General features: G+C 68.7%; 18 protein-coding genes. 9 read left to right on the forward strand and 9 right to left on the reverse strand.

Annotated features, from left to right (window positions below):
- Positions 1–7 precede the first annotated feature (7 nt).
- On the reverse strand, positions 8–2,341 hold the full coding sequence (locus H8R02_RS17375) for a hybrid sensor histidine kinase/response regulator (protein ID WP_187082711.1): 2,334 nt from the start codon (positions 2,339–2,341) through the stop codon (positions 8–10).
- 51 nt (positions 2,342–2,392) lie between these two features.
- On the opposite strand from H8R02_RS17375, the gene H8R02_RS17380 reads away from it, so the two are divergent.
- Positions 2,393–3,481 (forward strand): porin, encoded by a 1,089-nt coding sequence (locus tag H8R02_RS17380; RefSeq protein WP_187082712.1) that lies wholly within the window; start codon positions 2,393–2,395, stop codon positions 3,479–3,481.
- Positions 3,482–3,490: 9 nt separating this feature from the next.
- On the opposite strand, the gene H8R02_RS17385 is transcribed toward H8R02_RS17380, so the two are convergent.
- Positions 3,491–4,471 carry an ABC transporter substrate-binding protein gene (locus tag H8R02_RS17385; protein ID WP_187082713.1) on the reverse strand — a complete coding sequence of 327 codons (981 nt, stop codon included), beginning with the start codon at positions 4,469–4,471 and terminating at the stop codon, positions 3,491–3,493.
- Between the two features lie 162 nt (positions 4,472–4,633).
- Here H8R02_RS17385 and H8R02_RS17390 point away from each other — a divergent pair, with 162 nt between their 5' ends.
- Entirely contained in the window at positions 4,634–5,908 is a 1,275-nt protein-coding gene (locus H8R02_RS17390; protein WP_187082714.1) for a serine hydrolase domain-containing protein, read from the forward strand.
- 3 nt (positions 5,909–5,911) lie between these two features.
- On the opposite strand, the gene H8R02_RS17395 is transcribed toward H8R02_RS17390, so the two are convergent.
- A complete protein-coding gene (locus H8R02_RS17395) occupies positions 5,912–6,814 on the reverse strand; it encodes an SDR family oxidoreductase (RefSeq protein WP_187082715.1) in 903 nt (300 codons plus the stop codon).
- 121 nt (positions 6,815–6,935) lie between these two features.
- On the opposite strand from H8R02_RS17395, the gene H8R02_RS17400 reads away from it, so the two are divergent.
- Positions 6,936–7,985 (forward strand): alpha/beta hydrolase, encoded by a 1,050-nt coding sequence (locus H8R02_RS17400; protein WP_187082716.1) that lies wholly within the window; start codon positions 6,936–6,938, stop codon positions 7,983–7,985.
- Positions 7,986–8,067: 82 nt separating this feature from the next.
- The gene (locus H8R02_RS17405) at positions 8,068–9,042 is read left to right on the forward strand and encodes a Bug family tripartite tricarboxylate transporter substrate binding protein (protein ID WP_187082717.1); all 975 of its coding nucleotides are present in this window, start codon (positions 8,068–8,070) and stop codon (positions 9,040–9,042) included.
- Positions 9,043–9,058: 16 nt separating this feature from the next.
- Here H8R02_RS17405 and H8R02_RS17410 read toward each other — a convergent pair whose 3' ends face one another.
- Positions 9,059–9,706 carry a response regulator transcription factor gene (locus H8R02_RS17410; protein ID WP_187082718.1) on the reverse strand — a complete coding sequence of 216 codons (648 nt, stop codon included), beginning with the start codon at positions 9,704–9,706 and terminating at the stop codon, positions 9,059–9,061.
- A 129-nt stretch (positions 9,707–9,835) separates the two neighbouring features.
- On the opposite strand from H8R02_RS17410, the gene H8R02_RS17415 reads away from it, so the two are divergent.
- Together H8R02_RS17415 and H8R02_RS17420 are read left to right on the forward strand one after the other, a co-directional pair.
- The gene (locus H8R02_RS17415) at positions 9,836–10,258 is read left to right on the forward strand and encodes a hypothetical protein (protein WP_187082719.1); all 423 of its coding nucleotides are present in this window, start codon (positions 9,836–9,838) and stop codon (positions 10,256–10,258) included.
- A gap of 93 nt (positions 10,259–10,351) precedes the next feature.
- Positions 10,352–10,831, forward strand: a complete 480-nt coding sequence (locus H8R02_RS17420; RefSeq protein WP_187082720.1) for a regulator of G-protein signaling domain-containing protein — start codon at positions 10,352–10,354, stop codon at positions 10,829–10,831.
- A gap of 3 nt (positions 10,832–10,834) precedes the next feature.
- Here H8R02_RS17420 and H8R02_RS17425 read toward each other — a convergent pair whose 3' ends face one another.
- The 3 genes from H8R02_RS17425 to H8R02_RS17435 are packed head-to-tail and all read right to left on the reverse strand — an operon-like array spanning position 10,835 to position 15,600.
- Entirely contained in the window at positions 10,835–12,385 is a 1,551-nt protein-coding gene (locus H8R02_RS17425) for a SpoVR family protein (RefSeq protein WP_187082721.1), read from the reverse strand.
- Entirely contained in the window at positions 12,382–13,677 is a 1,296-nt protein-coding gene (locus H8R02_RS17430; RefSeq protein ID WP_354004940.1) for a YeaH/YhbH family protein, read from the reverse strand. Before H8R02_RS17430 ends, H8R02_RS17425 begins: the two co-directional genes overlap by 4 nt.
- On the reverse strand, positions 13,678–15,600 hold the full coding sequence (locus H8R02_RS17435; protein WP_187082722.1) for a PrkA family serine protein kinase: 1,923 nt from the start codon (positions 15,598–15,600) through the stop codon (positions 13,678–13,680).
- Between the two features lie 282 nt (positions 15,601–15,882).
- Here H8R02_RS17435 and H8R02_RS17440 point away from each other — a divergent pair, with 282 nt between their 5' ends.
- Positions 15,883–17,010, forward strand: coding sequence for a sensor histidine kinase (locus H8R02_RS17440; protein ID WP_187082724.1), 1,128 nt, complete (start codon positions 15,883–15,885; stop codon positions 17,008–17,010).
- 48 nt (positions 17,011–17,058) lie between these two features.
- On the opposite strand, the gene H8R02_RS17445 is transcribed toward H8R02_RS17440, so the two are convergent.
- Together H8R02_RS17445 and H8R02_RS17450 are read right to left on the reverse strand one after the other, a co-directional pair.
- On the reverse strand, positions 17,059–18,570 hold the full coding sequence (locus tag H8R02_RS17445; RefSeq protein ID WP_187082725.1) for a tripartite tricarboxylate transporter permease: 1,512 nt from the start codon (positions 18,568–18,570) through the stop codon (positions 17,059–17,061).
- Between the two features lie 9 nt (positions 18,571–18,579).
- Positions 18,580–19,068 (reverse strand): tripartite tricarboxylate transporter TctB family protein, encoded by a 489-nt coding sequence (locus tag H8R02_RS17450; RefSeq protein WP_187082727.1) that lies wholly within the window; start codon positions 19,066–19,068, stop codon positions 18,580–18,582.
- A 97-nt stretch (positions 19,069–19,165) separates the two neighbouring features.
- Here H8R02_RS17450 and H8R02_RS17455 point away from each other — a divergent pair, with 97 nt between their 5' ends.
- Positions 19,166–19,855 (forward strand): response regulator transcription factor, encoded by a 690-nt coding sequence (locus H8R02_RS17455; protein WP_187082728.1) that lies wholly within the window; start codon positions 19,166–19,168, stop codon positions 19,853–19,855.
- Positions 19,852–21,240, forward strand: coding sequence for a sensor histidine kinase (locus H8R02_RS17460; RefSeq protein ID WP_187082730.1), 1,389 nt, complete (start codon positions 19,852–19,854; stop codon positions 21,238–21,240). Before H8R02_RS17455 ends, H8R02_RS17460 begins: the two co-directional genes overlap by 4 nt.
- The last annotated feature ends 2 nt before the right edge of the window (positions 21,241–21,242 follow it).

Here is a 21,242-nt window from a genome sequence, read left to right on the forward strand (position 1 = left end):
GCCGCACTCACACCTGGGGCAAGCCCGGGCCCGCCGCAACCGCGGTGTCCGCCGAAGCCGCGGCTTGCGCCAATGCATCGCGCAGCACGTCGTCGGCAACCGGCTTGTGCAGCACCACGACGCGCTCGCTCGCCTCGATGTCCAGCGACCCGGCCAGCACGTCGCCCGTGACCAGCAGCGCCGGGATCTGCCGGTTGAACTCCTCGCGCAACGCTTCGAGCACGAGCAGCCCGTTCTCCGGCGGCCGCAGCCGGTAGTCGCACACCAGCACGTCCGGCGCGCGCGGGCACGACGCCAGCCGCGCGACCGCTTCGGCACCGGAGGCGGCAGTGACCACTTCGCAACCCCACTTCTCCAGCAGCACGCGGCTTGCGTCCAGCACGGCCGCCTCGTCGTCGACCACCACCACGAGCTTGCCGTGCAGCGGCCCGCCGCCGCGCGGCGCGGGCGGCGGCGCGGCCTGCGCCACGAGCGCAAGCGGCAGTGCGATCTCGAACATCGAGCCGCGCCCCGGCCGCGACGCGAGCCGGATCGGCGCGGCCAGCAGCTGCGCGAGGCGCTTGACGATCGACAGCCCCAGCCCGAGGCCCTTGCCGCGATCGCGCTCCTGGTTGGCCACCTGGAAGAACTCCTCGAACACCGTCTCGTGCAACTCGGGCGCGATGCCCACGCCCGTGTCGTGCACCTGCACGCACAGCTGCCCGCGCCGGTGCCGGCAGCCCACCACGATGCGGCCCGCGGCCGTGTAGCGCACGGCGTTGCTCACGAGGTTGCGCACGATGCGCTCGACGATCACCGGGTCGCTGCGCACGCAGGCCCGGCTGGGCACCACGTGCAGCAGCACGCCCTTGGCCAGCGCCTGCGGCTCGAACTCCACGCCGATGCGCGCGAGCAGGGGCGCGATGGCGAACACCGACAGCTGCGGCTCGACCGCCTTCGCGTCGAGCTTGGAGATGTCCAGCAACCCTTCGAACAGGTCGTCCATCGTCAGCGCGCATTGCCGCAGGTTGCCCAGCAGGCGCTGCGCCGGCGCGGGCAGTTCCTGCGCGGCCAGCGCCCCCAGGTAGAGGTTGAGGGCGTGCATCGGCTGGCGCAGGTCGTGGCTGGCGGCGGCGAGGAAGCGCGACTTGGCGAGGTTGGCCGACTCGGCGCGCTGGCGCTCCAGCGCGAGCGACTGCAGCGCCGCGTTCAGCTGCGTGTTCTTCTCCGACAGCGCCTGCGTGCGCTGCTGCACCTTCTGCTCCAGCGTGCCGTACGACTCGGTCAGCTGCCGCGTCATGGTGTTGAACTGCGCGGCAAGGGCCTCCAGCTCGTCGCCCGTGCGCACGTCGATGCGCCGGTCCAGCCGGCCGGCGCCGACGTCCTGGGCGCCCGCCTGCAGCTCGCGGATGGGGTGCACCATCCGGCGCGCGAGCATCACGCTCGCGGCCACGGCGACCGCCAGTGCGGCAATCAGGAACGCAAGGCCGCGCCACGCGAGCGCGTAGAGCGGCTCGAGCGCTTCGGTGCGCGGCATCTCGACGAAGACGGTCCAGCCCAGGCCCTCCACAGGCGCGCTCGACGACAGCACCTCCTGCCCCTGCAGGCTTCGCACGAAGCCGCCCGCCGCCGCAGGTGCATGGCCCTGCGTCGCGGCCGCCACGTGCGTCAGCGTCGCCAGCGAGGTCTTCTGCAGCACGAGGCTGATGTCGTGATGCGCGAGCAGGTTGCCCGCACGGTCCACGACGTACGCCACGCCGGTGCGGCCCACCTTGACCTGCGTGACGACGTCCCAGACGAATTTGAGGTTCACCTCCGCGGCGACGACGCCTTCATCGCCCTCACCCGTGCGCGCGGCCATCGTCATGTACGGCTCGCTGTCCTTGCGGAAGTACACGGCGCCGAAGTAGGGCCTGCCGCTGCGCGCTTGCCGGAAGTACGCGGCGCTCGAGCGGTCGGCGCCCTCTTCCTCCACGTCCAGGGCGAGGCGCGACATGCGCAGCCGCTCGCGGCCGGTGGCGTCGGCCCACGCCACTTCGGCGACGGCCGGCACCTGGCGCAGCAGCTTGACGAACTCGAGCCTGCGCTGCGCGGCGTCGGCGGGGGCCGGCCGTGGCAAGGTGGTCCATCCCAGCTGGTGCTCGATGTCCTTCATGAACATGCCGATGCGGGTGGCGGCGGCGACCGCTTTCTCCCGCTGCAGGTCGGCCAGCTGGCTCTCGTTCTGGCGGCCGAAGAACCAGAAGCCGAGGGCACTGCCGGCCACGAGCACCGAGGTGACCAGGCCGGCCATCAGCGCCACGTATTTTCCGAACAGGCCGCGCATCGTCCGATTCAACAGCAGCTGGGGAAGGCCGAACACCATACCTTTGTATGGTGCGCAGGATCAAATCCTGGATTAGACAATCCCTCGATGCTCACACGCGCCCATGTCGCCGCCCTCGCGTGCCTGCCTGCAGCGGCGCTGGCGCAAGGTTCCGTCTCGCTCTTCGGCATCGTCGACGTGAACCTGCTGTACGGCCGCGGCACCATCGCCAGCCGCACGCAGCTGGCGCCGGGCGGCTCCGAGGGCCCGCGCATCGGCATCAGCGGGGCCGAGGACCTCGGGCAGGGCTACCGCGCGGTGTTCTGGGCCGAGGGCGACGTGTTTCCCGACAGCGGCCGCGGGGTGGCGACCAACCCGAACAACCAGGCCGTGCCCGGCGCGATCGGCGCCGAGGGCGCGCAGGGCTTCAATTTCAACCGCCTTGTCTATGTGGGCCTGCAGGCGCCGTGGGGCCGTTTTCGCGTGGGCCGCGACTACACGCCGACGTTCGCGGTGCATGCGCTGTACGACCCGGCCGGCGCGGGCGGCCTGCTCGGTTCGCAGAGCGCGTACAGCTCGCTCACCGTGGGCGGGCACCCCGGCGGCGTGCGCGTGTCCAACTCGTTCGCCGTGGCGTTCGGCGAGTTGCGCTCGGGCCCGCTGCTGCACGCCTCCTTCGCGATGGGGGAGAACGCGCGCGACGGCAGCGCCACGGCACGCGACGGCGGCTACCACGGCATCCGCCTCGCGTACACCGTCTCGCCCGTCGACGTGGCCTTCGGCTGGGGCCGGCACAAGCTCGCGTCCGTCGGCGACTTGGCGGAAACGATCTTCGGCGCGCGGTTCGAGTTCGGCGCGCTCAACGTGTGGATGCTGCACGTGCGCGACCGCACCGGCACGGCCAACAGCATGCGCGGCTCCATGCTCGGGGCGACCTGGCCCACGGGCCCATGGTCGCTGCGGGTCACGGCGTCGCACGGCGCGCAGCGCAACCGGGCCGGCACGCCGGTGGGCACGGCCCTGAAGGTGGGCGCCGGGGGCAGCTATTCGCTGTCCAAGCGCACGTCGGTTTACGCGAACGTGGCCAACACGCGCAACAGCCACGGCGCGGCGGCCATGCCCAGCGGCGGCATCGGCCAGACGGCGCCCAACCACGGCGGCCACGGCCGCGAGCTGGGGCTGCGCCACACGTTCTGAGCGCGCGGCTCAGGCGGGCGGCACCGCGGCGTCGAGCACCTCGTGCGCGCGCAGCAGCAGCTCCTGCGTCAGTGTCACACCCACCGCCGCGGCCGTGCGGCGGTTGATGGTGAGGTTAAAGCGCGTGGGCTCGCGCACGGGCAGCACGGCGGGCGATGCGCCGCGCAGGATGCGGTCGACGTAATCGACGAGTACCTGCTCCATCTCGTCCTGGTCGGGCCCCAGCGACAGCAGCCCGCCGGCGCGCACGAAGTTGCGGTCCACGCCGATCGACAGGATGCGCCGCTCCAGCGCGAAGCGGGCCAGGGTTGCGTAAAGCGGGCCCATGACGAAGTCGTTGATGACATAGATGGCGTCGGGCCGCGCGGCGTCGAGCTCCTCCGGGCGCAGCTGCTGCGGCTGCCGCGTCTCGAAGTAGTGGAGTTTCAGGCCCAGGCGCTGCGCCGCGGCCTGCGCATGCGGCGTGTATTGCTGGATGCCGAGGTTGTCCGGGTTGCGCAATATCGCCACGCGCTCGATCGACGGGCGCACGCTCCTGAGCACGTCCAGCAGCTTGCCGGCGAACTCCGGCGACGCCGCGCTCGTGCCCGTCAGGTTGCCGCCGGGGCGCGAGAGGCTCTCGACCAGGCCCACTTCGACGGGCGCTGCCGCGTACATGACCACTATGGGGATGGAACGCGTCGCGCCGAGCGCCGCGGTGGCGGGCCCGCTGCCGCCGGTGACGATGATGTCCGGCTTGGTCGCGACGAGCTCGCGCGCGAGCGCCGGCAGCGCGCGCAGGTCGTTTTCCGCGAAACGAGGCACCAGCACGAGGTCCGTCCCGAGGCGCCAGCCGCGGCTGGCCAGCCGGCCGAACTGCCCGTTGACGAAGCCCTCCGCGTTGGCGCGCTTGCCGGTCACGAGCCAGCCGACGCGCCGTGGCTCGCCTTGCGCCCATGCGGTGCGCGTCGCGCCCGCCGCCAGGCACGCGGAGAGAACCCGCACAGCCATGCGCCGTTCCATCGCTCCACCTCCGAAGGGGAGCATAGCCACTCGAACCCGGCCGGGCAAATGCGTCGCGCCTCCAGGCGCGCGCCGGGCCCACGCATACCCCGGTATGGATGCGTGCGGCCGACAGGGTCCCTAACCTGCACTGCACTCCTGGAGATCGCCATGCATGCACGCACCCTCGTCGCGCTGGGCCTCATCGCCGCGGCGCACGCCGTCCACGGCGCCGACCCCCTGCCCCGCGCCACGCCCGAGTCGGTCGGCATGTCCGGCCCGCGGCTGGAGCGCATCGACGCGCGCATGAAGGCGGAGATCGCCGCGCAGCGCATCCCCGGCTCGGTCGTCGCCATCGCGCGCAAGGGCAAACTCGTGTACTTCAAGGCTTTCGGCATGCGCGACCCGGCCACCGGCGCGCCGATGACGACCGATGCCATCTTCAACATCGCCTCAATGACCAAGCCCATGGTGGCCATCGCCACGCTCGTGCTGCTCGAGGAGGACAGGCTGCTGCTCGGCGAACCCGTCGGCCGGTACCTGCCCGAGCTGGGCAAGCTCGCGGTCGCGAAGGACCGCGTGAACGAACCCGCTGGCGAGAACTTCGAAACGGTGCCTCTGAAACGGCCGGTCACGGTGCAGGACCTCATGCGGCACACGGCGGGGATGATGTACGGCGGCCGCTTCGCCAGCACCGCGCTCGGCCGGCGCACGCCGCCGCCCATCGTGCCTTTTTCTTCGGCGGAACTCGTGCAGAAGATGGCGGCGCTGCCCCTCGCGCACCAGCCGGGCACGGTGTGGGAATACAGCATCTCGTACGACGTGCTCGGCGCCCTGCTCGAACGGGTGAGCGGCAAGCCGCTCGGCGAGTTGCTGCGCGAGAAGGTCTTCGCCCCGCTCAGGATGGCAGACACCTCCTTCACCGTGCCGGCGGACAAGGCGAACCGCTACGCGCTGTGGCTCACGGTCGACGCCGACACCCGCCAGCCGCAGGCGATGACTTATGACGCGAGGAAGCCGCACCCCATCGAGTGCGGCGGCTCCTGCGGCATCTCCACCGCGGGCGACTACCTGCGTTTCGCGCAGATGCTGCTCAATCGCGGCACGCTCGAGGGCGCGCGCATCCTCGGCCCCAAGCTGGTCGACTACATGACGGCCGACCACCTGGGCCCGGAGATCGAGAACCGCATCACGAGCGCCGAACCCCATCGCGACGGCTATGGCTACGGCCTGGGCGTGGGTGTGCGCCGCAGCGCAGGCGTGGCGTCCACGGTCGGCAGTGCCGGAGACTGGTTCTGGAACGCGGGATCGGGGCCCTCGTTCTGGGTCGACCCCAAGGAGGAACTCGTCGTCGTGACGATGTTCCACCACCCGGGCAGCTACCCGTTGCGCGGCCAGCTGCGACAGGCCATGGCGGCCCTCGTCTACCAGGCGATCGACCGGTAGGCCTCAGCGCTGCGACTTGTCCTTCGCGTTCTGCGCCTCGATGCGGTCGCGCGCGGCCTGCCAGTCGGCGTCGCTCCACGACCGCAGCTCGTAGAAGTTGCCCCCGGTGGCCAGCGCATTGCCGCCGTCCATGAAGATGGACTGCCCGGTCAGCCAGTCGCAGTGGCCGGGCGCCATCAGGAACGTGGCCAGGTTCTGCAGCTCCGCCATCGTCCCCGTCCGCGCCATCGGGTTGTTCGCCTTGCTGCGCGACCCCGGCTCCTCGCCCGGGTTCAAGCGCTTGCTCATCCCCTCGGTCGGGATTTCGCCCGGCCCGACCGCGTTCAGCCGCACGCCGTACTTCGCCCACTCCACCGCCAGCGACTTGGTCATCACCTCGATGCCCGCCTTGCTCATCGCCGACGGCACGACGTAGGGGCTGCCGTTGTCCACCCAGGTGACGATGATGCTCATCACGCTGCGCAGCGGCTGGCCCTGCTTCCATTCGCCCGCCTTCGCCTGCTGCACCCAGCGCTTGCCGACCGCCTGCGTCACGTAGAAGGTGCCGTGGAAGACGATGTTCGCGACGGCGTCGAAGCCACGCGGCGACAGCGCCTCGGTGGGCGAGATGAAGTTGCCCGCCGCGTTGTTGATCAGGCCCGTGAGGCCGCCGTCCTGCCACAGCGACTCGACCATTTCGTCCACCGCCTGCGCGACGCGGATGTCCACGCCGAATGTGTCGATGCGGCGCTGCGGAAATTTCTCGCGCCACGCGGCCGCCGTCTCGTCGCACACCGCCTTGCGGCGGCCGCAGATCGCGACGTCGGCACCGAGCGAAAGAAAGCGCTCGGCCATGGCCTTGCCCAGGCCCGTGCCGCCGCCGGTGACGAGGATGCGCTGGCCGTTCAAAAGGTTCGGCTGGAACATGGGGACCTCCTGTCTTTGCCGGGCGCCTATCTTGGCACGTGTGCATCCATCATGTAAGTGCAGGATGGACGCCCGGCACCGGCAGCCCTAGCGTGTGGCGACGAACATGGAGGACCTTGGGATGCATGCACGCCGACTCGCAGTCCTTTTCCTTGCCGCCCTGGTCTCGGCCCTTGCGGCCGCGCAGGCACCCGCGCCCGCTGCGCGCGAAGCGCCGGTGCGGACCCTGCCGGTGCCGGACAGCGTGAGCCCCGCGATGCAGAAGATCATCGCCAACCCGCTCCATCCACGGTGGCTCTCGGAACCGAAGGACGCGAACGAGTGGAAGGCGCTCGTCAAGCAGGCCTACGACGCCGTGATGCCGGCGCTGCCGCGGCTGCGAGAGGCGCTCGGCGTTGCCGTGAAGCCGGACACGATGGGCGGCGTGCCCGTCTACGTGATCACGCCGCGCTCCGTCGCGGAGCGCAACGCCAACCGCGTGCTGCTGCACCTGCACGGCGGCGCGCGGGTTTTGCACCCGGGCGAAGCGGGCACGTACGAAGCGATCCTGATGGCGGGGCTCGCGGGCTTCCACGTCGTCTCGGTCGACTACCGCATGCCGCCGGACCACCCTTTCCCCGCCGCACTCGACGACGCCGTCGCCGTGTACCGTGCGCTCGTCGCGAAGTACCCGCCGCGCAACGTCGCCGTGTTCGGCGCGTCCGCCGGCGGCAGCCTGACGATCACCACCTTGCTGCGCGCCAGGGCGGAGGGCCTGCCGATGCCCGGTGCGATCGCGCCCGGCACGCCCACGGTCGACCTGACCAAGACCTCCGACACGCTCTTCACCAACGACGGCGTGGACAACACGCTGGGCACTTACGACCGCATGATCCGCGCCTCGGCGCTGCTCTACGCCAACGGCCGCGACCTGAAGGACCCGCTGCTGTCGCCCATCTACGGCGACGTGCGCGGCTTCCCGCCCGCCATCCTCACCAGCGGCACGCGCGACCTCTACCTGTCCAACACGGTCCGCATGCATCGCAAGCTGCGCGCGGCAGGCGTCGAGGCCGTGCTGCAGGTGTGGGAGGGGCAGTCGCACACGCAGTACATCGGGGACTTCAACGCCCCCGAAGTGCGCGAGTACCACGAGGAAGTGGCGCGCTTTCTCGACCGGCACCTCGGCCGTTGAAACCACTAGGGATTCGCTCTGTTGACACCGGCCCGGCCGGGGCCGCATCGTTGGCCCCTCGGTCGCCGAAGAAGGAGCAGCCATGCGCGCCCTGCAGTTGCCGCGGATCCTGCGGTTCGTCCTCCTCGTGTTCGCGCTGGGTATTGCCGGCCCGGCGCTGGCCCAGCAGTACCCGAACAAGCCGGTGCGGTTGATCGTCCCTTTCCCGCCCGGCGGGTCGGCCGACGTCGTCGCGCGTTCGGTGGCGCAGTCGATGTCGCAGGGCCTCGGCCAGCAGGTCATCGTGGAGAACAAGGCGGGCGCCGACGGCATGATCGCCGGCGACGCGGTGAAGACGGCGCCGCCCGATGGCTACACGCTGTTCTTCGCCACCAACACGGCAATGAACGCGGCGCCCGTATTGCACAAGAACATCACCTACGACCCGGTTGCCGACTTCACGCCCATCGGCGGTGTCGGCGTGTTCGGCTTCTTCGTGTTCGCCAACAGCCAGTTGCCGGTCAAGACGCTGGCCGAGCTGTTCGACCACGCACGCGCCAACCCCGGCAAGCTGGCCTACGGGTCCGGCAACAGCACGAGCATCGTCGCGACGGCGCTGCTCACGCAGGGCGCGAAGGTGAACGCGACGCACGTGCCCTACAAGGGTGATGCGCCGATGACGCTCGACCTGCTCGCGGGCCGCGTGCAGTTCGCCATCGCCACGGGCACGCTGCTGCCGCACGTGAAGGAGGGCAAGCTGCGCATGCTCGCGACGATGCTGCCTACCCGCTCGCCGCTTTTCCCGGACGTGCCCACGCTGCCCGAAGCCGGCGCCAGCGCGATGCCGATGACGCCGTGGGCCGGCCTCTTCGGCCCCGCGAAGCTCCCGCAGCCCGTCGTGGAGCGGCTCGCGCGCGAGCTCACGCGCGCACTCGCGGACCCCCAGGTGCGCGAGACGATGGAGAAGCTCGCGTTCGCGCCGCAGGGCGCCACGCCCGAACAACTGGGCGAGATGCTGAAGGCGCAGCTCGCGACGTGGCGCACGGCCGGCAAGGCGGCCGGGCTCGAGGCGAACTGAGGCGCGGCAACGCGCGTCAGGACTGCGGCAACCCCAGGCGCCTGGCCGCCAGCGCCGCCTGCGTGCGGTTCACCACACCGAGCACGCGGAAGATCGCGGACACATGGATCTTCACGGTGATGTGCGCCAGGCCCAGGCGCAGCCCGATTTCCTTGTTGTTCAGGCCTTGGCACACCATCGCCAGGATCTCCAGCTGCCGCGCCGTCAGGTCGGCACCCGCCTGCGCGAACATGGCGCCACCGTCGGCCTGCTCCCAGTTCGGCGCCACGGGCCGGCCCGCGAGGACGCTGCGCAGCGCCTGCGCAAGCGTTTCCATCGAGTCGGTCTTGTGCAGGAACGCACTGGCGCCCGCGCGCATCGCCGCGTCGCCCTCGCGCCGGTCCTCGGAACCGCTGACGACGACCACCGCGGCGCGTTCGAAGCGCTTGCAGAAGGCCCGCACCGCCTCCGCGCCATTCAGCGTGGGCAGGCGAAAGTCGAGGAGCACCAGCCGGAATTCGTCGCTCGCCTCGCGCGCGGCGAGGCCTTCTTCGGCCGTGCCCGCGCAGACGACATGCGCGTCCGGGTAAAGCGTCTGCACGAGGGTGGCGAGCGCCGCGCGGAAGAGCGGATGGTCGTCGACGACGACGGCAGCGGGCAGCAGCGGTTTCGAAGCAGTTGTCATGAACCACCCCCGGCGTCAGGATAGCTCCGGCAGGCGCCTCGATCAATTGGATGGCTGCGCATACCCGGGTATTGCTGAAAGCCGGAACGCTCCCGACTAAGTTGGAGTGCCAACCAACGAGGAGAGCACATGCAGATCCGTCCCGCCATCGCTTCGATCGCTTCCATCGCATTCGTCACGCTCCTGTCGCACGCGGCTGCGTTCGCGCAGACGTCGCCGGTCGGGTCGTGGAAGTCGGCCACGGTGAACAACCCGCACTGGCCGTCGCACAACACCACGGTGCTGCTCACCATCAACGACCTGGGCGCCGACCAGCGCGTCACGGGCCGTTTCAGCGTGAACTCGCCGGGTGCCAGCGGCGGCGGCGGCTACAACTGCCCGACCGGCACGGTCTCGGGCACCTTCGACGGCACGGTGCTGAAGGTGGCGTCCAAGGGCAGCAACCTGTGCGCCGAGCGCAACTGGGAGATGAAGGTGAGCGGCGACGAGATGTCCGGCACGTACCGCGGCCAGGACGGCAACGAGATCCCGATGACCTACACGCGACGCTGAAGACTGCCCCAGCCTTTCGTAGGAGTGCCTCCACGTGGGGCTCCTTCTATCCTCGCGCCGGTTACCCGATCAATCGCGCCGCAAGGAGGAGCCTTGGAGAACCCACCGAGTCGCTGGCTGGCTGCAGCCACCAGCCGCATCACGAGAGCCCTGAAACGAAGGCCGGCAGATTTCCCCCTAATCACCGACGACCCTGAAACCTTCCTGGGCGAGGGGTTCCAGTGGCTTCACCAGGTCGGGGGGGACCCCGTCACCTGCGATGTGGTGCGCGAGCACTACGGGCGCCGCCACGACGGGCAGCACATCGAGTTCCTGCTGGCCTGCTCCAGCTTCGGCCATGCGCGCGGCCCGCTGCAGCGCTTCGAGCAGTACCGGCACATCATCTGCAAGTTCGTCCATCCGGGCGCCGCGCGGCCCGTGCAGCTGTCCGACGCCCGCCGCGGCGAGCTGCTGCGGGAATGGGAACGCTGGTGCGGGGGCAACCGCCTGCCCGTGGGTGTGGAACTGCCCGCGTTGCAGGCGGCACAGCTCGAGATCCAGCAGGTCGTCGAGCAGGAAAGGGCGGCGGCCTGAGCCTCAGTGGTGCTGCACCGCCGGGGTCACTTCCCAGTGCTGCATCACGCGGTCCTGCCCGTCCACGCTCTCCAGCCGCACGCGGAAGCCCCACAGGCGCGCCACGTGCTTGACCACCTCTTCGGCGCTGTTGTCCAGCGGGCGGTCGTTGTGGCGGATGTGGCGCAGCGTGAGCGACCGGTCGCCGCGCGCGTTGACGTTCCACACCTGGATGTTGGGCTCGCGCCAGCCCAGGTCGTGCTGGCGTGCCAGCGACTCGCGCAGGCGCCGGTAGCCCGCGTCGTCATGGATGGCCGACACCTCCAGCTCCTTCTGCGTGGCGTCGTCCAGCACCGCGAACAGGCGGAAGTCCCGCATCAGCTTGGGGCTGAGGTACTGGCCGATGAAGCTCTCGTCCTTGAAGTGCCGCATCGCGTAGTCGAGCGTCTTGATCCAGTCGCTGCCCGCGATGTCGGGGAACCACTCGCGGTCCTCGTCCGTGGGGTGCTCGCAGATGCGGCGGATGTCCGTGTACATCGCGAAGCCCAGCGCATACGGGTTGATGCCGCTGTAGCCGGGGTGCGTCACCGGCGGCTGGAACACCACGTTGGTGTGCGAGGAGAGGATCTCCATCATGTACCCGTCGGTCAGCAGGCCTTCGTCGTACATGGTGTTGAGCAGCGTGTAGTGCCAGAACGTGGCCCAGCCCTCGTTCATTACCTGCGTCTGCCGCTGCGGGTAGAAGTACTGCGCCACCTTGCGCACGATGCGCACCACCTCGCGCTGCCAGGGCTCCAGCAGCGGCGCGTTCTTCTCGATGAAGTACAGGATGTTCTCCTGCGGCTCGTCGGGGAAGCGCTTCTGCTTCTTCTCGGCCTGCTTGCCCGCCTTGGTGGGCAGCGTGCGCCACAGGTCGTTCACCTGCTGCTGCAGGTACTGCTCGCGGTCCTTGCGGCGCTGCTCTTCCTCCACCATGCTGATCTTCTGCGGGCGGCGGTAGCGGTCCACGCCGTAGTTCATCAGCGCATGACAGGCATCGAGCACCTGCTCCACTGCGTCGATGCCGTGGCGCTCCTCGCATTCCGTGATGTAGCTGCGCGCGTAGACCAGGTAGTCCACGATCGAGCTCGCGTCCGTCCACATGCGGAACAGGTAGTTGCCCTTGAAGAACGAGTTGTGCCCGAAGCACGCATGCGCCATCACCAGCGCCTGCATGGGCATCGTGTTCTCCTCCATGAGGTAGGCGATGCACGGGTCGGAGTTGATGACGATCTCGTAGGCCAGGCCCATGTGGCCGCGGCGGTAGCTCTTCTCGCTGGCGATGAAGTGCTTGCCGAAGGACCAGTGGCGGTAGTTCACCGGCATGCCGACGGACGCGTAGGCGTCCAGCATCTGCTCGGAGGAGATCACCTCCAGCTGCGACGGGTAGGTGTCGAGCCCGAACCGCTCGGCCGTGCGGCGGATCGCGTCGAAGTAGGTTTCGATCAGCTCGAAGGTCCAGTCGGACGGCGCGGGCAGCAGCTTGCCGTCGCTCGGCATGATGCCGTGTTCTTCGGGGAGCTCGATGATGCTCATGGCGTGACGGGTTGCTTCTTGAAGAGGTCGCGGAACACCGGGAAGATCTGGGAAGGCGTGCAGATCTTCTGCATCGCGAAGTGCGGGTTGGCGTCACGCACGCGCGTGTACTCCTCCCACAGGTTCTGGTCTTCGTCGGCCACCTGCACGTACGCGTAGTAGCGCACCAGCGGCAAAATCTTGTTGTCCAGCAGCTCGCGGCACTTGCTGCTGTCCTGCTGCCAGTTGTCGCCGTCGGAGGCCTGCGCGCCGTAGATGTTCCACTCGGTGCCCATGTAGCGCTCGCGGATGATGTCGTTCATCAGCGTGAGCGCGGAGGACACGACCGTGCCGCCGGACTCCGTGGCGTGGAAGAACTCGTCTTCGGTCACTTCCGCGGCCTGCGTGTGGTGGCGGATGAACACCACCTCGGTCTTCTCGTAGTGGCGCGTGAGGAAGAGGTACAGCAGGATGAAGAAGCGCTTGGCGAGGTCCTTGCGCGACTCGTCCATCGATCCCGACACGTCCATCAGGCAGAACATCACCGCCTTGCTCGTGGGCATCGGCTCGCGCACGCGGTTGCGGTAGCGCAGGTCGAAGGGGTCCAGGAAGGGCACGCGCTTGAGCCGTTCGCGCAGCAGCACGATGTCGGCCTCGAGCCGCGCGAGCTCCTCGCGCGTGTCGCCGCGCTTCTTCGCTTCCTCGAACTGCTCCTCGGCGCGCTTGAGCTCGCTGCGCGCGTCGCCGCCCATCGCGATGCGGCGGGCCAGGCCGGTGCGCATGGACCGCACGATGTGCAGGCTGGTCGGGTTGCCTTCGGAGATGAACCCCGCGCGGCGCGACTTCCACTCCGGGATGTCCGACAGCAGCTGCGTGCGGATCAGCCGCGGCAGCGCGAGGTCGTCGAAGAAGTAGTTCATGAACTCTTCGCGCGAGATGCGGAAGGTGAAGTCGTCCTCGCCCTGCCCGTCCGGCGACGCGCTGCCGCTGCCGGAGCCACCGCCGCCGCCCTGCGGCCGCTGGATCCTGTCGCCGCGGATGTATTCCTGGTTGCCCGGGTGCACCATCTCGCGGCTGCCGCCGGGCGCGTGGCCGAAGACCGGCTCGGTCACGTCCCGCCTGGGCAGGTTGATGTCGGCGCCTTCCTCGATGTCGCGGATGCTGCGGTCGCCCACGGCCTTGCGCACCGCTTCCTTGATCTGGTCGCGGTAGCGGCGCAGGAACCGCTCGCGGTTACCGATCGACTTGTTCTTGCCGGACAGGCGCCTGTCGATAACCTGGTGGAGCTGGGTACGCTCGGCAGTCACGGTCACTCACGAGCTCTTGCGCACGCGCAGATACCACTCGCACAGCAGGCGCACCTGCCGCTTCGTGTAGCCCTTCTCCTCCATGCGGTGCACGAAGTCCTCGTGCTTCTTCGCCTCGTCGGCCGAAGCCTTGGCGTTGAAGCTGATGACGGGCAGCAGCTCCTCGGTGTTGGAGAACATCTTCTTCTCGATCACCGTGCGCAGCTTCTCGTAGCTGGTCCACACCGGGTTCTTGCCCGCGTTGTTGGCGCGCGCCCGCAGCACGAAGTTGACGATCTCGTTGCGGAAGTCCTTCGGGTTGGACAGGCCGGCCGGCTTCTCGATCTTCTCGAGCTCGGAGTTCAGCGCCGCGCGGTCGAAGATCTCGCCCGTGTCGGTGTCGCGGAACTCCTGGTCCTGGATCCAGAAGTCGGCATACGTGACGTAGCGGTCGAAGATGTTCTGGCCGTACTCGGAGTAAGACTCCAGGTACGCCGTCTGGATCTCCTTGCCGATGAACTCGGCATAGCGGGCCGCCAGGTGCTCCTTGATGTAGGTGAGGTACTTCTGCTCGGTCTCGGGCGGGAACTGCTCGCGCTCGATCTGCTGCTCCAGCACGTACATCAGGTGCACCGGGTTGGCCGCAACCTCGTTGCTGTCGAAGTTGAACACCTTGGAGATGATCTTGAAGGCGAAGCGCGTGCTGATGCCCGTCATGCCCTCGTCGACGCCGGCGTAGTCGCGGTACTCCTGGTAGCTCTTGGCCTTGGGGTCCGTGTCCTTGAGGTTCTCGCCGTCGTAGATCTGCATCTTGCTGAAGATGCTGCTGTTCTCGGGCTCCTTCAGGCGCGTGAGCACGGAGAACTGGGCCATCATCTTGAGCGTGCCGGGGGCGCACACCGCGTCCTTGAGGGACGAGTTCTGCACCAGCTTCTCGTAGATCTTGATCTCCTCGGTGACGCGCAGGCAGTACGGCACCTTCACCACGTAGATGCGGTCGAGGAAGGCCTCGTTGTTCTTGTTGTTCTTGAACGCCTTCCACTCGCTCTCGTTGGAGTGGGCCATCACGATGCCGTCGAAGGGAATGGCGCCGAAGCCCTCGGTGCCCTTGAAGTTGCCTTCCTGCGTGGCCGTCAGCAGCGGGTGCAGCACCTTGATGGGCGCCTTGAACATCTCGACGAATTCCAGCAGGCCCTGGTTGGCCAGGCACAGGCCGCCGGAGTAGCTGTAGGCGTCCGGGTCGTCCTGCGCGAAGCTCTCGAGCTTGCGGATGTCGACCTTGCCCACCAGCGAGCTGATGTCCTGGTTGTTCTCGTCGCCCGGCTCCGTCTTGGAGATGGCGCACTGCTTGAGGATGGAGGGGTAGCGCTTGACGACCTTGAACTTGCGCACGTCGCCGCCGAATTCCTCGAGCCGCTTGACGGCCCAGGGCGACATGATCTTCTGCGTGTAGCGGCGCGCGATGCCGTACTGCTGCTCCAGCAGCGGCGCGTCCTCGTCGTTGTTGAACAGCCCCAGCGGCGACTCGTTGACGGGCGAGCCCTTGATGGCGTAGAACGGCACCTGTTCCATCAGCTGCTTCAGGCGCTCCGCGATGGACGACTTGCCGCCGCCCACGGGGCCCAGCAGGTAGAGGATCTGCTTCTTTTCTTCCAGGCCCTGCGCCGCGTGGCGGAAGCAGGCGACGACCTGCTCGATGGGCTCCTCGAGGCCGTAGAAATCCTTGAACGCCGGGTAGACGCGGATGACCTTGTTGCCGAAGATGCGCGACAGCCGCGAATCATGGCGCGTGTCGATCATCTCGGGCTCGCCGATCGCGGCGAGCATGCGCTCCGCGGCGGTGGCATAGGCCAGGGGATCGCGCTTGCAGAGTTCGAGATACTCCTCCAGCGTCAATTCCTCTTCACGCGTCTTTTCGTAGCGTGCCAGGAAATTGCGGACGACGTCCATGAAACCTCCTTCGACTCGTTCAACGGTTTGGTGCCGAACCAATGTACCGCAGCCCCGCGAATGCCATCCTTTCGCCCTGTAGGTGAAGTTCAGCGTTCGCTGTAGGCCACTGTAGGTGAACGGTAGATAAAAACAAGGGGGCGTCGTTCCTCGGTGAAAGCCCTGAGACGTTTGGCATGTGCCCCGAAAGAATTCACGCTTAGGGGGTTGGCTCAAGGCCCCTAGGGATTTGCCGAAGATGAGCACACGAAGCGTGCGGGGCGGCAGAGAATCCGGCGCGCAATGAAGAACGATCCCAAGGCGTGGCAGGCCGGCCTGGAGCTCGTGTTCCGTCACGCGGCGACGGGCGTGGCCTTCGTCGCGCCGGATGGCCGCATCCTGCGCGCCAACGGTGCGCTTTGCGACATGATCGGTTACAGCGAGACCGAGTTGCTTGACATGACCGTTGCTCGGATGCTGCACGACGACGAGGTGCAGGCCGACGAAGCGAGCCGCGCGACCCTGCTGGCCGGTGCGCAGGGGCCCGAGCGCCGTGAAGTGCGCATGCGCCACAAGCGGGGCCGCTCGGTATGGGCACAGGTCACGCGCGTGCTGGCCCGCGGCCCGCAGGGCGAGCCCGCGTTCTTCGTCGACGAGGTGCAGGACCTCACCGAGCGCCGGCGTGCCGAAAAGGAGATCGTGCTGCTGAACAACCTGCTGGAGCAGCGCATCCGCCGCCGCACGCGCGAGCTGGAGGAGAGCAACGAGGACTTGCGCGAGTTCGCCTACTCCATTGCCCACGACCTGCGTGGCCCGCTGGGTTCCATCGACGGCTTCAGTGCGCGGCTGCAGGAGCTGCTGGGCGACCGGCTGGGCGAGCGCGAGTCGCACTACCTGCGCCGCGTGCGCGCCGGCGTGCAGACCATGGCCGAACTCACCGATGGCCTGCTCGCGCTGGCCGACATCTCACGCGCCGAGCTGGCGCGCAGCAGCGTGGACCTGTCGGCGCTGGCTTCGGGCATCCTGGAGCGGCTGCGCGAGCAGCATCCGGAGCGCGCCGTACGTGTGGACGTGTCGCCTACGCCACCTGCGGTGGGCGACCCGCGGCTGCTGGGCAACGTGATGGAGAACCTGGTCGGCAATGCGTGGAAGTTCAGTGCGCGCAATCCTTCCGCCTGCATCTCGTTCGGCAGCGAGGTTGGCGACGATGGCCTGCGCTACTTCGTGCGCGACAACGGGGCGGGGTTCGATGCCGAGCATGCGGGCAAGCTGTTCACGCCCTTCCAGCGGCTGCACTCCGTGGGAGAGTTCGCGGGGAACGGGATCGGGCTGGCCCTCGTGCGCAAGATCGTGGGGCGGCATGGGGGGCAGGTCTGGGCGCAGTCGCGGCCGGGCGAAGGCGCGACGTTCTGGTTCACGCTGGCGTCCTGAAAGGCAAAGGGCGCCACGCGGGCGCCCTCTTCGTGCAGCAGCAGCCCGTCAGTCTTCGACGAACGCCTCTTCCCGGCGCGCCTTGATGGAAGGCAGTGCAACCACCACCACCATCGCCAAAGCCATCGCGAGCAGCGTGGCCGACAGCGGCCGGGTCACGAGCACCGACCAGTCGCCACGCGACAGCAGCAGCGCCCGCCGCAGGTTCTCCTCCATCATCGGCCCCAGGATGAAGCCGAGCAGCAGCGGCGCGGGCTCGCACCCGAGCTTGGTGAACACGTACCCGACGAAGCCGAAGATACCCACCAGCCAGATGTCGAACGTGTTGTTGTTGGTGGAGTACACGCCGATCGCGCAGAACAGCACGATGGCGGGGAACAACCAGCGGTAGGGCACGGTGAGCAGCTTGATCCACATGCCGATCAGGGGCAGGTTCAGGATCACCAGCATCAGGTTGCCGATCCACATCGAGGCGATCAGGCCCCAGAACAGCTGCGGGTTGCTGGTCATCACCTGCGGGCCCGGCTGGATGTTGTGGATGGTCATGGCGCCCACCATCAGCGCCATCACGGCGTTGGGCGGGATGCCCAGCGTCAGCAGCGGGATGAAGGAGGTCTGCGCACCGGCGTTGTTGGCCGACTCGGGCGCGGCCACGCCGCGGATGTTGCCCTTGCCGAACGGCACTTCGCCCGGCCGGCCCTTCATCTTCTTCTCGAGCGTGTACGAAGCGAACGAAGCGAGCAGCGCGCCGCCACCGGGCAGGATGCCGAGGATCGAGCCCAGTGCCGTGCCGCGCAGCACCGCGGGCGTCATGGCGATGAAGTCGTCCTTGGTCGGGAACAGGCCCTGCACCTTGGCCGTGAACACCTCGCGGTGCTCGGACGGCACCGACAGGTTGGAGATGATCTCGCCGTAACCGAACACGCCCATCGCGATCACGACGAAGCCGATGCCGTCCGTGAGCTCGGGGATGTCGAACGAGAAGCGCGCGACGCCGGAGTTCACGTCGGTGCCCACAAGGCCCAGCAGCAGGCCCAGCACGATCATCGCGATCGCCTTGATCAGCGAGCCCGAAGCCAGCACCACCGCGCCGATCAGGCCCAGGATCATCAGCGAGAAGTACTCGGCGGGGCCGAACTTGAACGCCACTTCCGTCAGCGGCGCCGCGAAGGCGGCCAGGATCAGCGTGCCGACACAGCCCGCGAAGAACGAGCCCAGGCCCGCTGCCGCGAGCGCCGGCCCCGCGCGCCCCTGGCGCGCCATCTGGTAGCCGTCGATACAGGTCACCACCGACGACGACTCACCCGGCAGGTTGACCAGGATGGCGGTCGTGGAGCCGCCATACTGCGCGCCATAGTAGATGCCGGCCAGCATGATCAGCGCCGACACGGGCGGCAGCGCGTAGGTGGCCGGCAGCAGCATCGCGATGGTGGCCACCGGGCCGATGCCGGGCAGCACGCCGATGAGCGTGCCCAGGATGCAGCCGATGAAGGCGTACAGCAGGTTGATCGGCGTGAAGGCCACGCCGAAGCCGGTCGCCAGGTTTGCAATGAGGTCCATGATGAATCCTTAACCGGCGATGAAGGACGGCCAGACGGGGAATTGCAGCTTCAGCAGCCACACGAAGGCCAGGTAGCTGCCCACCGCCAGGATGCCGGAGAGCACCGCGATCTCCTTCCAGTTGAATTCGTCGCCCGCGAACGCGGAGATGAAGGTGAGCGCGATGATCGCGACGATCAGCCCCATCGCCGGGATGTGCAGCGCGGGCACGCCGCCCAGCAGCACGCCGAACGCGAAGTTGGCCAGCAGGATGAACGCGAGCGGGCGCCAGGCCCACTTGCCGATCTTCTCGCCGTCCGGCGTCTCCACCACGAGCGACTCGAACAGGATGCCGCCCCCGAGGAGCGTTAGCACGATGCCCAGCAGCAGGGGGAAGTACCCCGGCCCCATGCGCGCGCCCTCGCCGATGTTGTAGGTGGTGGACCCCCATGCGAACGCGACCCCGATGGTCATGAACATGAGGCCCGAGAAAAAGTCCTTCTGGCTCTTGATCTTCATCTGGCGACTGTCGCCTCCAGGCACTGACCGCATGCTGACCCGGCCGGTTGGTGAAAGTGCGTAGACTCCAGCCCATCAAAGCGGCTAAACAGACGGCATGCGAATCCTGCTGGTCGAAGACGACGTGGTGCTGCGCGGCGTGATCGTGCGCAGCCTCAAGGACGCCGGCCACCGTGTCGACGAGGCCGGCACGGTGGAAGACGCCGAGCACCTGTGGCGTGTGCAGGCGTTCGACGTCGTGCTGCTGGACATCAACCTGCCGCACACCGCGCACCCGCGCAGCGGCCTGGGCAGCGGCCTCACGGTGCTGCGCAACGCCCGCGCCCGCGGCGACAAGACGCCCGTGATGGTGCTCACCGCGCGCAACCGCACCGACGAGCGCATCGCGGGCCTGAACGCCGGCGCCGACGACTACCTGGGCAAGCCCTTCGACCTCGCCGAAGTGGAAGCGCGCCTGCGCGCGCTCGTGCGGCGCAGCCAGGGCACGCAGGACCAGGTGCAGCTGGCCGACCTCGCGCTCGACCGCCAGGCGCGCCGCTTCACGCTCGCGGGCCAGCCGCTGGAGCTGCCCGCGCGCGAGTTCGAAGTGCTGTGGGAGCTGATGACGCCGGCCGGCCGCGTGGTCAGCAAGCGCGCGCTGGCCGCCAAGCTGTCGGACCTGGAGGACATGCTCGCCGACAACGCGCTGGAGGCGTTCATCTCGCGCCTGCGCAAGAAGCTCGCCGGCTCCGGCGTGCAGATCCGCACGCTGCGGGGCCTGGGCTACCTGCTGGAACCGGAAGGGTGACGCCGGGCCGCACCCCCGCGCTCGCAACGCGCGTCGTGCGGGACGTGCTGCTGCCGCTGGCCTTCACGTGGCTGGCCGGCACGGCGATCGCCTTCGCCGTGGCCTACTTCTTCACGCAGCGCGCGTTCGACCGTTCGCTGCTCGACGACGCGTACCTGCTGGCCACCAACGTGCGCGTGGACGGCGCCAAGCTGCAGCTGGGCCTGACGCCGCGCGAGCTGACGACCGTGCTGTACGACCAGGCCGAGACCAACTTCTTCGCGGTGCATTCGTCCGACGGCGACTTCATCGCGGGCAACCCCATGCTCAAGTCCGCGCCGGTGGGTACGTCGCCCGGCTACCGCTTCGAGGACGTGGAGCTGGAGGGCCGCAGCCTGCGCGTCGTGACCCTGCGCCGCGACGACCCCATCGGCTTCGAAGTGACCGTGGGGCAGACCACCAACGCGCGCACGGTTCTCGTGCTGCAGCTGCTGCTGTATTCGGTGCCGCCGCAGGCCGCGCTGCTGGGCCTGCTGGCGTGGTGGCTCACGCGCGCGATCCGCCGCGACATGCAGCCGCTGGCCGAGCTCGAATCGGCTGTCGAGGGCCGTGACGCGAACGACCTCGCGCCCGTCAACGTGCACCCCACCACGCGCGAGGTGGACCAGCTGGCCACCGCGATCAACTCCCTGCTGGTGCGGCTGGAGCACAGCGTGCGTGCGCAGCGCGAGTTCTCCGGGAACGTGGCGCACGAGCTGCGCACGCCGCTGGCCGGCATCCGCGCGCTCGCGGCGTACGGCCTGGCGCAGAAGGACCCGGCGGCGTGGCACGAGCAGCTGCAGGCGATCGCCAGCAGCGAGGAGCGCGCGAGCCGGCTCGTGGACAAGCTGCTCGCGCTGTCGCTCGCGCATGAAGCCGAGGCGCGCCTGAAGCTCGGGCCGGTGGCGCTGGACGAGCTGGTGCGCGACACGGTGCTGCGCTACCTGCCCCGCGCCGACGCGGCGGGCGTGGACCTGGGCGCGGTCGGCATCGATGCGCACGTGCGCGTGCTGGGCGACCCGACGCTCATCGAAGGCATCCTCAACAACTTGCTGGACAACGCGCTGCGTTATGGCGTCGACCCCGGCGTGGCCGCGCCTGCGATCACCGTCGCCGTGCGGCGCGACGTCGATGCGACGCTGCTGTCCGTGGAAGACAACGGCCCGGGACTGCCCGGCGAGCAGCAGGCCCACCTGATCGAACGTGGCGTGCAGGGCGACACCGGCCACCTGCTGGGTGTGGGCGCCGGCCTCGGGCTGGCCCTCGTCGCGCAGTACGCGCAGCTGCTGCAGGCGACGATGACGCTGGGCAGCGGGCCGCAGGGGCGCGGCTGGTCGTGCACAATCCGGCTGCGCAACGCCGACTGAAT

This window comes from Ramlibacter albus (genome assembly GCF_014297445.1).
Lineage (GTDB): Bacteria > Pseudomonadota > Gammaproteobacteria > Burkholderiales > Burkholderiaceae_C > Ramlibacter > Ramlibacter albus.

What these genes read in the sequence shown, in the direction of transcription:
- H8R02_RS17390 (WP_187082714.1), top strand. Translation starts at nt 4,634, where the DNA reads ATGCATGCACGCACCCTCGTCGCGCTGGGCCTCATCGCCGCGGCGCAC.
- H8R02_RS17380 (WP_187082712.1), top strand. Translation starts at nt 2,393, where the DNA reads ATGCTCACACGCGCCCATGTCGCCGCCCTCGCGTGCCTGCCTGCAGCG.
- H8R02_RS17425 (WP_187082721.1), bottom strand. Translation starts at nt 12,385, where the DNA reads ATGAGCATCATCGAGCTCCCCGAAGAACACGGCATCATGCCGAGCGAC.
- H8R02_RS17435 (WP_187082722.1), bottom strand. Translation starts at nt 15,600, where the DNA reads ATGGACGTCGTCCGCAATTTCCTGGCACGCTACGAAAAGACGCGTGAA.
- H8R02_RS17405 (WP_187082717.1), top strand. Translation starts at nt 8,068, where the DNA reads ATGCGCGCCCTGCAGTTGCCGCGGATCCTGCGGTTCGTCCTCCTCGTG.
- H8R02_RS17440 (WP_187082724.1), top strand. Translation starts at nt 15,883, where the DNA reads ATGAAGAACGATCCCAAGGCGTGGCAGGCCGGCCTGGAGCTCGTGTTC.
- H8R02_RS17395 (WP_187082715.1), bottom strand. Translation starts at nt 6,814, where the DNA reads ATGTTCCAGCCGAACCTTTTGAACGGCCAGCGCATCCTCGTCACCGGC.
- H8R02_RS17450 (WP_187082727.1), bottom strand. Translation starts at nt 19,068, where the DNA reads ATGAAGATCAAGAGCCAGAAGGACTTTTTCTCGGGCCTCATGTTCATG.
- H8R02_RS17455 (WP_187082728.1), top strand. Translation starts at nt 19,166, where the DNA reads ATGCGAATCCTGCTGGTCGAAGACGACGTGGTGCTGCGCGGCGTGATC.
- H8R02_RS17400 (WP_187082716.1), top strand. Translation starts at nt 6,936, where the DNA reads ATGCATGCACGCCGACTCGCAGTCCTTTTCCTTGCCGCCCTGGTCTCG.
- H8R02_RS17410 (WP_187082718.1), bottom strand. Translation starts at nt 9,706, where the DNA reads ATGACAACTGCTTCGAAACCGCTGCTGCCCGCTGCCGTCGTCGTCGAC.
- H8R02_RS17415 (WP_187082719.1), top strand. Translation starts at nt 9,836, where the DNA reads ATGCAGATCCGTCCCGCCATCGCTTCGATCGCTTCCATCGCATTCGTC.
- H8R02_RS17385 (WP_187082713.1), bottom strand. Translation starts at nt 4,471, where the DNA reads ATGGCTGTGCGGGTTCTCTCCGCGTGCCTGGCGGCGGGCGCGACGCGC.
- H8R02_RS17445 (WP_187082725.1), bottom strand. Translation starts at nt 18,570, where the DNA reads ATGGACCTCATTGCAAACCTGGCGACCGGCTTCGGCGTGGCCTTCACG.